Consider the following 16,663-nt stretch of genomic DNA (forward strand, 5'->3'; position numbering starts at 1 on the left):
GGATAATCTTTTTCAGATTCAATCAATAATTGAACCGCTCTTTCTCTGATTTCAGGGGTATATTTTGGTTTTGTCATTGGAACATTCTCTCAAGAAAGTTGGTCTCCGACAAACCCGGTACGGTTCAAAGTAACTCTAAATAACGATGCACCCAATCAACCGAAATGCGCTCTTGCTCTAAACGCCTATTTTTAAATGTCTGTGCACGCAAATTATGAAATAATTTTAACTCGTCAGCAGTGAGATATTGTGGCTCACTAAAAATAGAGTCTGGTTCATCCACCATATGATTTTGGAACTGTAAAACTGTGGCTTCATCCATCATTAAAGCAATCACGTGTGGAATTTTTTGCCGAACCATACTTAAAATATTTAAGCCTTCAGAGTCGATATCTCCCCAATAAAAAACCTGTTTATGCTGTAACCATTTGGCCTTCATCCATGTAATATTTTTACCTCCACCACAAACCACAATACTATTTTCCAAATTAGGGCATGCTAAACCTGACTGAATATTTTCAACTACAATTATTCGTTCCGCAGGTAACTCAAATTGATCTAGCACCTCTGTGGACAATTGAAAAATGGGGAGTCCTCCCAATTTTTCCTGCACATTTGGGCAGACGGGTTTGATCGTCAACCAACCTTTAGGGCTGTCTAAGCAATCTAACCATGCCAACAACCCTCCAGCCTGTACGATCTCATCATCATAAAGTACATTGCAAATTGCCTCCATCAGCAATAAGTTCTGCTCAAGAAACTTCGTGTTTACAGCGCTTAATGGCAAGGCCCTTAAATAAAGCCCTGCCCCCATATTCGGTTTAAGCTGTTCAATCAGCTGAATCAACCATTGCCATTCTTGTTGGCTATAGCGTTCTATCTGCTCTAAATGATGAATTAAAGTTTGAAATAAACGGTGCTGATGACGATCATGCACAAAAGACTGCTGCAAAAAGCTGGATATTTTATCCAACCAGTTTTCAAGTTGTTGCTCCGTTCCTAAAAGCTCAGTAAGCTGCTGTAAAGAAAAAATTCTCAATTTTACAGGAACACGTTGTTCTGAAAGTTGTCGATACTGCCGTTCTTGCCATTCAACCAGTTCAGGATAAGCAAAATCTGTCCACGCTTTAAAAAAAGCATGAAAATGACCCAAATTATCTCTAGCTTGTTGGTCTGTGGGCACTTTCAGTGAAATTTCGATTGGAAAAGGACGTTGATTTAACAACCGCTGCTTTAAATTTCGACGATTTTCCCATTCTTTTTTATGCAAAATACCCAAAACGGTATTTGGAAGTAATCCCCACTTCTCAATTTTAGGCATCTAACTGCACCCCAAACTGTTGTGCCTCTCTATGCAGTTGCTGTTGTTTTTGCGCCATTTTTTCATCAATTTCCTGCCAAGTAATTTCACATAAATGACTTTCATGTTTCTCAATATCACGCTCGGCAATTAATAAAGAACGTGCTGACTCACGCGCTAAATTCAAGTTTTTATAAGGTGTGATTAAATTGACATGAATTTTCTACGCCTTAAATACTTTGAGTACTCGACGACTAACCGCTTCAGCTGTGTTTGAAAAAGCTTCATCTAAAAACACTGTACTGTAGATTGGATAATCATAGCCGTCTGGTGTTAATACATAAGCCAAACTCGCTGCCACAATGGTTCCAGCAAAAGATTCTTTTTCTCCGCCAGATTTACCACTCGATGACTCCAAAACATCTCGTATTTCTTCTGTAGCCAAATCGACTTCTTCTGCATAGAAAGACATTTGATGACGAGGATCAAGTAAACGCTGGCTTTCAAAAGTATGCGCTGTAACCGAGTTACTCGCTTTTTCTAAAATAGAAATTAATTCAGCTAACTTTTTAAAACGTTGTTCATATTCAATACTATTAATACTAGATATGACCCATTTTAGTTTTTGCTCAAAATCTATGACGTGTGGATACTTTTCCTTTTTGTATCCTAGTCTTAGATAGCTGCCAGACTTAAATTCTGTACGCCGTAAAACCTGATTAATTATGGCAATACGGTCAGTAATTTCTTCTCTATCTGCCTCAAGGCGATTCTGAATCACACTTAAAGACTGCATGGTATGTTTTTGCAGACGCTGTTCAAACTGTTCAACTAAGGCAGGCAAACCTTCCTTTTCTAGTTCATGAAAATAGGCAACGCAATCATCCAATGCGGCCAAACCAACTGCCCATTCACGTTGTAATGCAATATGTGACCATTTATCCTTGCCACGAAACTGACCAATAATGTACGTTGCGCTATTTTTTGCTGAGGTATTTTGGTTGCTGGTATGTTCAATTAAACGCTCTAGCTCTTTTTCCACAGCAGTAAGATAAGCATCCTCCAACCGAGGTGTTTCTCCTATACGCTGTAGCAACAGTTCTCTGGCTTGTTCTGGAACACCTTGGTTTGCTGCCTTTTGCGCTTGTTGTTGTTGTTTTTCTGCATCACTGAATTTCTGTTTGAGTTTCCCCCAAGTGTGTTGTAACTGTCCTTTCTGTTCCTGTAGTTGTTTTAATTCCTCTTTTGCAAGCTCCCAACGTTGTCGAGCTTGTTCAATATTGGTATCTGCCTGTTGTAAATGCTGCAAGTCATTGCTGGTCTGTTGCTGGCGCTCTGTCCAATAAGGAATATTTATCATATCCCATTGGTAACGTAACATTCGCTCCCACAAACTCTTATGCTGTGTTACCTGATCTAACACCTTACGCGATTGTGCAACACTCAAGGCATACTGTTCCAACTGTACCTCAAGTTGTTTCGCTTCATGCTTTAATAAATTTAAACGTGAAGTATTGGAAAATCCCAAACACCAAATTTTTCGATCATCAATCCGCTGTTGATCTTTTTTCTCAAAACGACCTTGCTCACGATGAATTAAGCCCTGTTGTGTCATAGAAAAAGGCGTTGTATTCATGATTGTTGTATCTGCCACACATTGCAGATCAAAGCGAAGTAGATGTTGTTTTAACCAATCACGATATGGATGCTCTCGCCAAACCAATTTCCGCAGAAAACCATTTTCTTTAAAATACACACTTTCTGTAGCATCAAGATGGATCACCTGTAAACGCACATGGGTTTTATTATGACGCGCATTCACCCATTGAGTGACCATCGAATAACGATCTTTCGGCACCAATAACGTTGTTTTTAAACCACCTAATGCTCGTTCAATTGCGCCTTGCCAGATTTTTTCAGCCTCTTTTACATCAATGAGCTCACCAATAAACATTAATTCATGTTCATCAAAATCTAAGTGCTGTCTAAGCTCATCTCTTAAACGCAATAAATGTACATCATGAATATTACTATTAGGTCTGGTTTCTATTTCCTGAATATCGCTTTGAGTTTCTTTCAGTTGCTGTTGCGTTTGTGCGTATTTGCTACTGACTTGAGCAAACTCATCTTGTCGTTGGGTTTTCTCTTGCCCAATATTTAGAAGCTGCTCATGGGCTATTTTTTGGTTATCAATTAAATTTTGCTCGGTTAAATCATCTTGCAATTGTAATTGCTGAGCATCTTCCTGATAGCGCGATGCCTCTATGGTTAATTGCTTTAACTGACGCTGTATCAGTTCTAGCTCTTTTTGTAAGTTTTCAATCCGATTACCGCCTACTTGTAAATAGTCTTCATGGCAGCGCTCTTGTCGTTTTTCCGCATCATGTTCTTGTTGTTCTAATTGCTTAAACTGCGTATGTAATCGCTGTATCTCTTGCTCCAGCTGATGTATTTTTTCAGTCCAAAATGAACATACAATTCACCTAAATATGCAGGAAAAGCTTGTTTTTCGAGCTGTAGATTATTCAGTTGCAGAGTTAACGCTGTTATTTGAACAGCTAACTCAGGTAATTTCTGTAAATGTAGGACTTGTTCACGCGCATCTACCAAATGCTTATAGTTTGCCTCTAAGTCAGCAAACTCATTTACTGCAGTCTGTGCCAAAGCACGAACCTGGCTTGGTTCTAAAACCAACTCGCGAATTAATTTAGTCAAATCATCAATTTTCTTTAAGCCTAAAGCACGTGATAACAACGCAGGTGCATTTTTATTATCCATAAATAAATATTTACGATACATCTCCTGATAGTCTTCAAATTTGCTATCAAAATAATGCACGCGTGCATCTGTTTTAGGATTAAAATGTTGTTTTAGCTGGCGAGTATTACCGTCTGCAAATTTTTCTAACACTTCAGTCAGTTGCACATTACGACTTGCAATCATATATAAACGATTCACTTCACTCAGCGAATGTTGACCTTGTCCAACCCAAAACAATCCAATTAAAGTAATCATCGAACCGTCATCAGCGGTATATAGCGCTCTTAATGCTGTTGTCACTGCTTTTTCACGCTTATTTTTTACTCGCGTTCCAGCCCCATCATGTTCTGAACCAAAACTACCACGCATATAAGAGAGTAATGTACGGTCTGAGCGATCGCCCTGCGCAGCTGCTACGTTAAAACTAGCTTTACTTGCAGGTTGTAACAATGCCATTAAACCATCAATAAAGGTAGATTTACCTGCACCATTATCTCCCGTAATAAGTGTCCCTTCAGGATCAATACGTGCGGTATGCAAGTTATGGAAGGAGCCCCAGTTAAATACTGAAATTTCTGACAAGCGAATTTGGCCTTGTGCAAATAAAGTTGAGAGGGTCATTTCTTGCATGATGATTCTCCATATTCTTGTTCGGATTGCTGCAACTTGGCCTTTGCTGCTAATTGTTGATATTCAGATAATAAACTTTGTAAAAACTCGGCATTCACGACATAGCGGATAATTGGCGTAATTTCATAACGCCCTTCTTCACCACGCAGTCCCGTTAATACTTTTTTCTCAATAAATTTTTCTAATGCTGCATTTAGCTTTTTACGATCTTTGCTGTCATGATTCGTTAAAGGAATAAATGGAATTAAACTGCTCTGGATTCGCTCAACATCAATAATAATTTTTTGCTCACCCGCAGTTTCCCGCTCCTGATAATACTTCCGCAAAATAAGTAAAATTAAGGTGTCATATACAGTCAAAGTTCGTTTTCGTATCAGTACAGGAAAATCATCCAAAGGCTGGTTCTCATCTTCCTGTTCATCCTGAATACTTTTGAGATTGATGATATAAGCCACCCCTTGCTTGGCATCCAAAACCAACTGGATATAAACCTCTGCCAAATGTCTACGAATTTCCGCTTCATATCGGCACAATAAATCAAAAAGTTTTAAGTTTTCTGCTGCAAGAATAACCCCTTGACGCATGAGATAGACCAATACGCGTCGGGCTGCATGTGGCATAAGCGCATCTGTATCACGATCCTGAGCATGCTCCATCTCTGTTTGATTATCTGCATGTTGTTCCTCTGCCCCAGTTGTAGGAAACGAATCTTCTACAGGCTGATTAGCTTGGATTTCTATATTTTTCTCTGAATTTGAAGATGGTCTGCGTACCATTTCAAAGAAGTTGTCATGCTGTTGTATCTTATTTTCTGATTGCATCTCGATCTCCTTAAAGTGCCAGCTCATCTATATTTTTGGGAAATAAATCTGCACTCAAGTAATACACTGGAATACTGGCCTGCAAATGCACACCTGAACGATCCTTAAGTTCAACTTGCTCGGTATGCTGCATTTGTGGTGCTTTAATGGCTTTTGCTATACGCAAATAAGCAACAAGTTCTTCAAGCCCCGCTTGTAAAGGATGTTCATGTGTTAAGTGGGCAATACTCATCACTCCTTTCTGTGCGAGCGTTTGATATACTTTTTCAGCAACAGCACGAACCCGTACATTGTCTAAGTACTTCAGCATCTGATCACTAGGTTCAGTCTTGTTTTGTTGTTCTTCGACCTCACGTGTATCCATATGTTCTGTGGGACTTTTTAAAGCAAGACTTTCAGGCGAATTCAGCTGGATGGAACCCACGGCTAAATCCACTTGTACTTCTGTTTTTAAATCACACTCCGATTCCAACAATGCCACTGCATTTTTTTCTAATTCCGACAACAACTGATCAATCAAACGGTTTTCCAATGCTGCACCACTTTCAATATAAGCTCTCAAACCTTCTTCTGTACGACGTCGGACTTGGAAAACTCGGCTACTTTCGCGTCCTAACTCACGCATTAACTGACCTAAATATTTACGTTGAGATTCGCTTAATTGTTGTGCAATAGGATGATTCAAAATACTGCGTAACTGCTCTCTAAACTCAGTAGAACGATCTTGATCCTGAAGTAATTGACAAAACCCATCAAAAGCACTGCCTGCATCACTTTGGGCAAGCAACTGCTCTTTTTCCATTAAGCTCAGCAATACTTCTCCACGTGAATAAGCACCACTAATCATATCTAGACGCAACTCTTTATCTCGTAGACGAATCTCATCTTCGACCCGTCTAAAATCGCCTGTAAGAATGGAAGCAAGTTGATAAATTTCTCGTATTCTTTCTTTTTGTTCTGATTCTTCTAATTGTGTAACAACACCCGCCAACAAAGCATCTATTTCATTTTGAATCACTAATTTTTTTTGTTCGAGCAACTCCACTCGTTCTTCAATATTTTCACTCAATGCGACCACAAAATCACGAACCGCATCCTGCACAATTCTTAAATGTGATGCTGTGGTATGGGTTGCTCGCTCATCCAAGCCCTGACAAAAACGTAATACGGTTTCGCTAATATCCGTTTTACTCAGCTTGCCATCTATTTCTCTGAGCCAGCCTGTATGAATCCAATGATTTAAATAATGCGCTGCATTATTTTCTGTCTGCCAAATACCCTGCTCACGACTAGATTTAATCAACTCATCCAAGACATTTCTTGCACGGCCATAAGGGACTTCATTTTGTTCTGCAAATAAGTCAACAATGAACGCTAAAATATGTGGTGCGTTATCTGCTCTTAATAATTTCCAAATTGAGTTTTCATGATATAAACGCCGATACTTGGCCTGTAACCCTAGAATATTCATGCCATTCCACATCATCTGTATGATGGTTATTTATTCTACAGTTATTTTTTAATCACCCAAGCAAATTACCAAGCAAGACGACACGAGTTGTCGCATAAAGTAAGATGATATAAACAATCACCTTACTTCATCGAAAAAAATAAAAAACAAACCTTATCTAACTTCTTTGTGTACAGTGACAGCAACCTTAACCTACCTCTCCCCATACACCGTTGCAATCAAATGCTCCACCACTTGCGGCTCAGCCAAAGTCGAAGTATCTCCTAAACTATCCAATTCATTCGCTGCAATTTTCCGCAAAATACGGCGCATGATTTTACCTGAGCGGGTTTTAGGTAAAGCAGGTGCCCAATGCAGCGCATCAGGCGTTGCCACAGGCCCCAAAATTTTGCGAACCCAATTGACTAATTCTTCACGCAATTCCTCTGACTCGGGTGTACCAACTTGCAAAGTTACAAAGGTGCAAATCCCCTGTCCTTTAATCTCATGGGGCATACCCACCACTGCCGCTTCAGCCACAGCTTCATGCGCTACTAGGGCACTTTCAATTTCCGCAGTACCTAAACGGTGCCCCGAAATATTCAAGACATCATCCACACGCCCTGTAATCCAGTAATAGCCATCTTCATCACGGCGTGCACCATCTCCTGTAAAATACGCACCCGGATAGGTCGAAAAATACGCTTCAATAAAACGTGCAGGGTCGCCCCAAATACCGCGCATTTGCCCTGGCCATGAATCTTTCATAATTAAATTGCCTTCGGTCGCGCCTTCCAGTTCATTACCTTCGGCATCGACAATAGCAGGTTGCACGCCAAATAATGGGCGGGTTGCCGAACCGGGTTTCAGTGGCGTTGCACCAGGCAATGCTGAAATTAATATGCCCCCTGTTTCGGTTTGCCACCATGTATCTACAATTGGGCAACGTCCTTCGCCTACCACGTTGTAATACCAGTTCCACGCTTCGGGATTAATCGGCTCACCGACTGAACCGAGTAAACGCAAGCTGCTGCGGTCACTTTCACGTACAAAACGATCTCCCTCCCGCATCATGGCGCGAATGGCAGTCGGTGCAGTATATAAAATGGTGATGTTGTGTTTATCGACAATATGCCCTGTGCGCGCCCAACTTGGATAGTTCGGTACACCTTCAAACATCACGGTAGATGTGCCATTCGACAACGGACCATATAAGACATAGGAATGCCCTGTAATCCAGCCTACATCTGCGGTACACCAAAATACATCATCCTGTTTCAGGTCAAAGACTTCTCGAAACGTGCTGTTCACATAGGTCAAATAACCGCCTGTGGTATGCAAAACGCCTTTGGGTTTTCCAGTCGAACCCGAGGTATATAAAATAAATAGTGGATCTTCGGCATTCATCGGCTCGGGTGGGCAGATGTCATTGACCGACATAATTTCCATGTGATACCACAAGTCGCGTTCAGGTAACATCTCAATCGGATTCCCTGTACGATGCACCACAATCACATTTTGCACACAGTCGGTACCTGCTACTTTTAGAGCAGCATCAACATTGGCTTTTAAATAAATTGGCTTGCCACCACGCATGGCCGAGTCTGCAGTGACAATTAACTTGGCCTGACAGTCTTCAATTCGGCTAGCCAAAGCATCGGGAGAAAAACCACCAAAAACCACACAATGCACTGCACCAATCCGCGCGCAGGCTAGCATGGCAATCGCAGCTTCGGAAACCATTGGCATGTACAGCACCACCCGATCACCTTTTTGCACCCCGTTCTTTTTCAGCACGTTGGCAAAACGACAGGTTTCATCATGCAAAGAAGCAAAAGAAACCACTTTATGCCGAGATGGATGATCTCCTTCCCAAATAATTGCAGGTTTATGCGGATGTTCTTTTAAATGACGGTCTAAGCAATTGGCACTGACATTCAGTTGCCCATCGGCAAACCATTCAATTTTAAAATGCTCGGGGTCAAAGTTGGTATTTTTGACTTGGGTAAAAGGTTTAATCCAATCTAAGCGTTGGGCCTGCTCTGCCCAATAAGTATCAGGGTCATCTATAGATTGTTGATAGCGTTGAAAATATTCTGCCTCAGTGGTGCGGGCAGTCTTTTTAAATTCATCTGGAACAGGATATACGTCTTTCATCTGCTACTTCCTTGATGTTCTTGCATCTCATCACGAGATGTATGCCACGTTATTGATTATTATTTCTGCATATTCACAGTATGAACTTTCTTTTTTATGGCTCACCATTCGGCTTTAGTCGCATAAATTTTATACAAACAATAGCATGCCAAAGCGTTGATCGAATGCCATATTCTTGCATTCATACTTTCAGGTTTACATTCCACTGTACTGCGCATTGCATTATTTTTAAAGAAAATATCGTCTAATAACCGTGAGTATTAACATTTTTTTACGCAGCCAATCATTCATACCTGCGACCCTGTCTTACAGATAAAACCACATACAACTCGCAGTTTAAATGCTACAAAATAGTACGCTCATCACTTCTATCCAAGTTGTCTAAAATACTGGCAAGTAAGCATTGCTCATTAACCAAATTGAGTTTTTCAGGCAAAATAGTCGCTTCATTTTGAATTCGGAATTATCGTGGCAGAATCCAAACCCTCACTCAGTGAAGTTTCTGAAAACACCAGTCAGCTGTTGCAGGAAGCCACTGAAAAAACCACGCAAACCGTGATCAATCATACGGCCAAGTACAATGACGCCTACTCCACCATCGACAAAATTATGGAAGGATTTTGGGAACGTGTGCCGTATTTGATGATTGCAGCCGTGGTGCTGATTCTGTTTTGGCTGCTTGCCCGACTGTTTAAATGGTTTATTCGCAAGACCCTGAACAATCGTTCCTATACCCGACAAAATTTGGTTTTGGTGCTGAATCGGGTCGGTAGCTCTGCAATTATTTTCTTTGGTTTTCTAATTGCGATGGTGATTGCAATTCCAGGTTTTACCCCAAGCCAACTGATGAGTGCTTTAGGTCTAGGCTCCGTGGCAATTGGTTTTGCTTTTAAAGATATTTTCCAGAATTTATTATCGGGTGTGCTCATTTTGATTGGAGAACCATTTAAAATTGGTGATGACATCATCGTGAATAATATGGAAGGTACGGTAGAAGATATTCAGATTCGTGCCACCTTCCTGCGCTCTCCCGATGGGCGTCGAATCGTGATTCCAAATGCTACGGTGTATACCAGTGCCGTAACGGTCAATACGGCTTATACCCGTCGTCGTTGCGAGTTTGTGGTCGGTATTGGTTATGAAGATGACGTACAAAAAGCCAAAGATATTATTTTGGCCATTTTAGACCGTGACATAAAAATCTTGAGCCAACCTGCATTTAGCGTCAATGTCACTGCCTTGGCCGATTTTTCGATTAATTTAAATGTGCGTTGGTGGGTAAATACGACGGAAACCACCACTTCAGCATCCATCAGTGAAGTGCAGGAACGGGTGATTGCCGCGTTTGCCGAACATCACATTTCGATTCCTTATCCTGTGCAGGAAGTGAAAGTTTATCGTGGTGATGCAGCAGTCAATGAAGATGATTCAGCCCGCACTAAACAAACGCCCTAAAACATAAGCAATCACAGTTTCAGTACGAATAATACGGTTGCCCAAGTGCCGCGCTTGGCAGCCGTTTTTTTCGAGCAAATCAATTTCGTAGGGAATAAATCCACCTTCTGGGCCAATCACAATACTGCATGGATGTTGGATGGCATGTGGCATAGCTTGATCGGTATAAGGATGCGCCACATAAGCAGAACAATCGGCAGAAATCAAACCGGGCAAAACATCTTCCACAAAGGGTTTAAAGCGTTTATAAAGTTGGATCTCAGGTGCAATGGTATCGCCTGCTTGCTCCAAACCCAACGTCACATATTGATCCAACTGCTGTAAAAAAGGCGTTTGCCAATAGCTTTTATCGACTCGATAGCTGTGCAGTAAAATAATTTTTTCCACACCTAGCGTCACGCTATCCATAATTAAACGACGTAATACTTTAGGGCGTGGTAAAGCCACAATCAGGGTCACAGGCAGTTTTTTCGGTACAGCTTCTTCATACAGGGCTTTGACTTGAATCCGCTGCTCACTAACGTCCACCACTTCGGTCAAATAACGCTTGCCACCGCGAATCCCGACTTTCAAGGTGTCACCGACTTGTACACCGACATGCGTGTGTAAATGCTGCACTTGGCGCTGGGCGCTAATAGACCACACTTCATTTGTGGTCTGTCGCGGGTCAAGCAAAACGATATTCATATTTAAAGATACTGATTAATCACGTGAATATGCTCAGTTAAAGAGCCACGATTTTTATACATAATCACTTGAGCATTTTGATTCAGCTGTGCACGTAACGCAGGTTCAAACAACAATTGCGTTAACGTATTTACAGCTTGTTCAGCATTTTCGACCACATACACGGCTTCTGCTGCAACAAACTCATCCACAATACTTTGGAAGTTAAAATAATTTTTGCCCAATACCGTGGCGACATTTAAGGCCAAAGGCTCTAAAATATTATGCCCACCGCCAGGTTCATTCAGCGAACCACCGACATAACAGGCCTGACTTAAGGCGTACCACAACCACATTTCACCCATGCTATCGGCTAAATACACTTGTGTTTCAGGTTGAATCGCTTCAGCCAAACTACGACGCTGCATATTAAGTTGCAACCTTTGTCCCAATTGTGCAACTTGATCAAAACGCTCTGGATGACGTGGCGCAACAATGCACAATAATTCGGGATGTTGCTCAAAGTACGGTTTTAAAGCAGTCAATAATTGTTGTTCTTCGGGTGCATGGGTACTGGCCAGCACCACAATTTTACGCTGTGCCAATTGCCATTCTTGCTGTAGCTGTGCTGCCTGCTGCACAAAATGCTCAGGTGCAGTAATGTCAAATTTAAGATTACCCAACACCTGCGTACGTGCTTCGGGCATACCCAAAGCCACAAAACGTTGCTGTGTTGCAAGGTCTTGTGCCAAGAGTTGTTGCAACCCCTGCAACATGCCACGTGTCAGGCCTTTAACTTTGGCATAGCCTTTGGCCGATTTTTCTGAAAGTCGTGCATTAATGAGCAAACATGGCACTTGAAAATGCTGCGCCTGATCAATCAGGTTTGGCCATAATTCTGTTTCGACCAAGGCCAATAATTTAGGCTGATATTTTTGATAAAACTCACGAATTAAATGCACCTGATCGGCAGGTAAATACACGGCCTGAAATAAATTTAAATAGGGTGCTTTTAAAAATAAAGATTTGGCACGAGCCTGTCCCGTTTTGGTGGTATTGGTGACTAAAACAGGGTGACCTGCTTTTAAATAATATTCAATTAATGGTTGTGCAGCATTGGTTTCACCTACCGACACCACATGAAACCAAATGGCATGTAAATTTTTAGCGGGCTGAAATGGGCCAAAACGCTCAAGCAGTTCTTGTTGTAATTGCTCAGGATGTTCGGCACGTTTACGAATACGTGACTGATAAATCGGTTTTAGCAGTGTTAAAGCTGCGTTATACCAAAATGGAGTAGCCAAAAGATGCGCCCCAAAAGAAAGACTGTCGGCAAAATATAACAGAGCCACACGCGCATGTTAATTGCATGTGGCGCTGTACGGGCTTTTATTCTACAGATTGTTGTGTTTCAGCCAAAGTTGGATAATCGATATAGCCTTCTGCAACAGCAGTACCAATCATAGTTTCCAATTTGAGTTCATTTAAAGGAGCATCTGCCAGTAAACGCTCATATAAGTCTGGGTTAGCAATATAAGCCTTACCAAACGACACTGCATCAGCCTTGCCTGATGCCAATAATTCCACCGCATCGGCACGGCTTAGACGCATGTTGGCAATGTACGGTACACCGCCTGAACGTGCTTTCATTTCTTCAGAAATACTGTCTTCAGCCAAGTATTCACGGGTAAAGAAAAAAGCAATTTTGCGCTGACCTAATTGCTGCATCACATAGCCAAAGGTTTCACGTGGATCATCATCCCCCATGTCATGCTCATCGCCACGTGGTGCTAAATGTACACCGACACGACCTGCGCCCCATACTTCTATTAAGGCATCTACAACTTCCAACAAGAAACGTGCGCGATTTTCCACAGCACCGCCATATTCATCTTCACGTTGGTTGGTCTTACTTTGTAGGAATTGGTCAATCAGGTAACCATTTGCCGCATGCAGCTCAACACCATCAAAACCTGCCTCTTTGGCACGGATCGCGGCTTGTTTATATTGCTCGGTAATGGCATGAATTTCTGAGATTTCCAAAGCACGTGGTAATACATAAGGACGCTTTGGACGTAACAAACTGACATGACCCGCTTGTTGCACCGCACTTGCCGATACTGGTGTTGCACCATTGAGTAAATCTGGATGTGAAACACGACCTACATGCCACAATTGCGCGACAATCAGACCATCTTTATCATGCACCGCATCGGTCACCAATTTCCAACCCTGCACTTGAGCATCGGTAAACAATCCTGGGGTATTTAAATAACCATTGGCTTCTTCAGAAATTACCGTTGCTTCTGAAAGAATCAAACCTGCACTGGCACGCTGTGCATAATATTCTGCCATCATTGGCGTTGGAACACGGTCATCGCTGGCGCGGCTACGGGTTAAAGGTGCCATCACCACACGGTTTTTTAGATGCAGATCACCCAAAACTAAAGGAGAGTCTAATTCAGCCATTTTTGCCTCTAATCTCACAGTTAAAGTGAGTGTTTTAAATATTCGACATATTGCTGAATGAGTGCTTCATTACGAGAAAAATACGACCATTGTCCATATTTTTCTGCACGAATAAGACCTGCCTGTTGCAGTACCGATAAATGATTTGACATGGTCGATTGCGACACGTTGCCCAAACGCTCAATGTGTCCTGCACATACGCCACGCTTAAAGTCGCCACACTCATCTACCGACAAAAATTGTTCTGGTGCTTTTAACCATTCTAAAATTTGCCGACGGGTAGGATTGGCTAAGGCTTTAAAGATTAAATCGACATCCATCATTCAGACACATATTCGTAAATATAAGCCCAATTCAGCAGCTGCTTTTAATATATCGTATTTTTTCGATATTAATATCGTTTTTTTACGATTTATATAAATTTTTAAGCAACTCAACTGAATTGGGCAGGCTCATTATGATCTTACAGACCCTAACTTATAGACCCTGTTTTAAACTGGCTTCAATAAACTTATCTAAATCACCATCTAAAACCGCACCTGTATTTGAAGTTTCCACGCCTGTACGCAAGTCTTTAATACGTGAATCATCCAATACATAAGAGCGAATTTGGCTTCCCCAACCAATATCAGACTTCGAGTCTTCCAGTGCTTGAGCCGCCTCATTACGTTTACTCATTTCCAGTTCATACAACTTGGCACGTAACTGTTTCCACGCATGGTCACGGTTGGCGTGTTGCGAACGTTGGTTCTGACAAGCAACCACAATACCTGTAGGTGCGTGGGTTAAACGTACCGCAGAGTCGGTTTTATTAATGTGCTGACCACCCGCACCCGATGCACGATACGTATCGGTACGAACATCGGCAGGGTTAATATCAATTTCAATATTGTCATCCACTTCTGGTGAAACAAACACTGCAGAAAATGACGTATGACGACGGTTACCTGAGTCAAATGGCGATTTACGCACTAAACGATGCACACCCGATTCAGTGCGCAACCAACCATAGGCATATTCGCCTTCTACGCGAATGGTCGCAGATTTAATCCCTGCCACATCACCATCCGATTCTTCCATCAATTCTGCTTTAAAGCCGTGACGTTCAATCCAGCGCATATACATACGCAACAGCATCGATGCCCAGTCTTGCGCTTCTGTACCACCCGAACCTGCCTGAATTTCAACATAGCATGGGTTTGGATCCATTGGATTACTGAACATACGACGGAATTCTAATTTCGCCAGTTCTTCTTCTGCAGAAGTCAATTCAGACTGTACATCCACCAATAAATCTTCATCATCGGCTTCAACGGCTAAGTCTAGCATGGCTTGGGCATCTTCTAACTGGGTCGCCAAACCTTCTAGGACATGAATCACGTTTTCAAGCTCGCCCTTTTCTTTGGCCATGGCTTGCGCACGACTTTGATCATTCCAGATTGCAGGATCTTCTAACTCGCGGAGAACCTCTTCTAAACGCTCTTTTTTCAGATCGTAGTCAAAGATACCCCCGTAGTGTTTGACTACGTTCGTTCAAGTCTTTTAATTGGTTTAGATAAGGATTAATTTCCACGTAAATTCTCTCAATTAACAATGAAGCTTATTAGCTGATAATTGTAGCACAGACCTGTTCTAGCATTTCTACCCTGCTGTAAATTCCAGCATAACTTTTCAGCTTTTATAGGTTGAATGCTAAATGTGGTTAAAAATAAAGATTACTTTCAACTTTTAAAGTGAAAGCCTGATGATAGCCAACCTAAAATAGCATGCCCGATTAACACGGATGTTTATCTTAATGGCTGATCTATCGCGCTAATGTTTTGCCTGACACATTCAGCTGAAAACATGCTTAAAAAGTGGTGTTTGGCAATTGCTTCAACCCGCCAAATAAAACAAAGATGAAACAAGTTTGATGATTTAATGATCAAATTTAGTAAAATTCACAAAACCTACATAGTTTTAATAAAACAAAACATTTAATTATTTCATTTTTATTTCAATCACTTAAATAAAAAAAATTACACAAACTTACGCTTGAAACAATGCGGTAACTTTCCTGTGATTGACGCTGATTTTTTTTCGCCTAGACTGAAAGTTGTAACAAAAAGTTTAACTGTTAACCAGATTTCAGAGGGGTACTTTCCATGAAAAAATTAGCAATCGCATCAGCCCTACTTTCAGCTTTGGCTATTACTGGTACTGCGAACGCATATCAAGCTGAAATTGGTGCATCAGCAGGACTGATTGATCCAGACAACGACAGTTCAAGCGGTTCATTCGGTGTTGATGGTACTTATTACTTTAACCCTGTACAAACCCGTAATGCACCTTTGGCAGAAGCAGCGTTCCTTGATCGTGCTAGCAACGTAAATGCCAAATACCAATATGACGAAGTCGGTAATGATGAACGTCATCGTTACGGCGTAGGTGCTGAAGTTTACATTCCTAACTCAGATTTCTATGTGAGTGGTAATGTTGGTCGCGACGATATGAAATTTGACCGCGGTGGCGATTTTGATGAGACTGTTTATGGCGCTGAAGTCGGTTATTTACCCGCACCAGGTTTATTAATTGCTGCAGGTCTAAAAGGCTACGACAACGATTATGACGACGGTGTCGATCCTACGCTTCGCGCTAAATATGTCACTTCTCTAAGCAATGGTAAAGATATCAACTTAGAAGCAGGCGCAGGTTTTGGTGATTTAGACGAATATAACCTTGCGGCAGATTACTTCATCGATAAAACCTTAAGTCTAGGTGTAGACTACTACAGTAAAGATCGTGACTACGGTGATACTAACGAATTTGGTATCAATGCACGTAAATTCTTTACCCCGCAAATCAGCCTCGAAGGCCGTGTTGGCTTTGGTGAAGTTGGCAACAATGACTATAACCGCTTTGGTGTCGCTGCAAAATATCGCTTCTGAGTTTAGCCTAATTAGATATTCAAACAGC

Annotated in this window: 11 protein-coding genes and 1 pseudogene; 2 read left to right on the forward strand and 10 right to left on the reverse strand. The window is 41.6% G+C overall.

What is annotated here, in order from left to right; genetic code table 11:
- Window positions 1-124 precede the first annotated feature (124 nt).
- The 5 genes and pseudogenes from FTV52_RS11460 to acs form a co-directional block, all read right to left on the reverse strand.
- Window positions 125-1,321: a Wadjet anti-phage system protein JetD domain-containing protein gene (locus tag FTV52_RS11460; RefSeq protein WP_179990842.1), complete on the reverse strand. Its 1,197-nt coding sequence runs from the start codon at window positions 1,319-1,321 to the stop codon at window positions 125-127.
- Window positions 1,314-4,690 (reverse strand): annotated as a pseudogene (locus tag FTV52_RS14850) (ATP-binding protein). The gene FTV52_RS11460 and the pseudogene FTV52_RS14850 overlap by 8 nt, the downstream one beginning before the upstream one ends.
- Window positions 4,678-5,511, reverse strand: coding sequence for a DUF4194 domain-containing protein (locus tag FTV52_RS11470; protein WP_167846398.1), 834 nt, complete (start codon window positions 5,509-5,511; stop codon window positions 4,678-4,680). Before FTV52_RS11470 ends, FTV52_RS14850 begins: the two are co-directional and overlap by 13 nt.
- Before the next feature lie 10 nt (window positions 5,512-5,521).
- Window positions 5,522-6,982 (reverse strand): DUF3375 domain-containing protein, encoded by a 1,461-nt coding sequence (locus tag FTV52_RS11475; protein WP_179990843.1) that lies wholly within the window; start codon window positions 6,980-6,982, stop codon window positions 5,522-5,524.
- Between the two features lie 192 nt (window positions 6,983-7,174).
- Entirely contained in the window at window positions 7,175-9,118 is a 1,944-nt protein-coding gene (gene acs / locus FTV52_RS11480; protein ID WP_104852713.1) for an acetate--CoA ligase, read from the reverse strand.
- 468 nt (window positions 9,119-9,586) lie between these two features.
- Here acs and FTV52_RS11485 point away from each other — a divergent pair, with 468 nt between their 5' ends.
- Window positions 9,587-10,573, forward strand: coding sequence for a mechanosensitive ion channel family protein (locus FTV52_RS11485; protein WP_131261199.1), 987 nt, complete (start codon window positions 9,587-9,589; stop codon window positions 10,571-10,573).
- Here FTV52_RS11485 and FTV52_RS11490 read toward each other — a convergent pair.
- From FTV52_RS11490 to prfB, 5 genes are all read right to left on the reverse strand, one after another.
- Entirely contained in the window at window positions 10,547-11,260 is a 714-nt protein-coding gene (locus FTV52_RS11490; RefSeq protein ID WP_154320190.1) for a 16S rRNA (uracil(1498)-N(3))-methyltransferase, read from the reverse strand. The two genes, FTV52_RS11485 and FTV52_RS11490, sit on opposite strands and share 27 nt — an antisense overlap.
- 2 nt (window positions 11,261-11,262) lie before the next feature.
- Window positions 11,263-12,543 (reverse strand): 3-deoxy-D-manno-octulosonic acid transferase, encoded by a 1,281-nt coding sequence (locus tag FTV52_RS11495; RefSeq protein WP_179990844.1) that lies wholly within the window; start codon window positions 12,541-12,543, stop codon window positions 11,263-11,265.
- An 85-nt stretch (window positions 12,544-12,628) separates the two neighbouring features.
- Window positions 12,629-13,708 (reverse strand): alkene reductase, encoded by a 1,080-nt coding sequence (locus FTV52_RS11500; RefSeq protein ID WP_179990845.1) that lies wholly within the window; start codon window positions 13,706-13,708, stop codon window positions 12,629-12,631.
- A 20-nt stretch (window positions 13,709-13,728) separates the two neighbouring features.
- Entirely contained in the window at window positions 13,729-14,028 is a 300-nt protein-coding gene (locus FTV52_RS11505; RefSeq protein ID WP_019837093.1) for a helix-turn-helix transcriptional regulator, read from the reverse strand.
- Window positions 14,029-14,185: 157 nt separating this feature from the next.
- A protein-coding gene (prfB, locus tag FTV52_RS11510; RefSeq protein ID WP_096901669.1) for a peptide chain release factor 2 occupies window positions 14,186-15,281 on the reverse strand; the annotation gives its coding sequence in 2 pieces (ribosomal slippage) (window positions 14,186-15,208 and window positions 15,210-15,281; 1,095 coding nt in all).
- A 571-nt stretch (window positions 15,282-15,852) separates the two neighbouring features.
- Between prfB and FTV52_RS11515 the strand changes: the two genes are divergently transcribed.
- On the forward strand, window positions 15,853-16,635 hold the full coding sequence (locus FTV52_RS11515; protein ID WP_179990846.1) for a putative porin: 783 nt from the start codon (window positions 15,853-15,855) through the stop codon (window positions 16,633-16,635).
- Window positions 16,636-16,663 lie beyond the last annotated feature (28 nt).

Origin of the sequence: Acinetobacter sp. YH1901141, from assembly GCF_013416935.1 — a bacterium.
Lineage (GTDB): Bacteria > Pseudomonadota > Gammaproteobacteria > Pseudomonadales > Moraxellaceae > Acinetobacter > Acinetobacter towneri.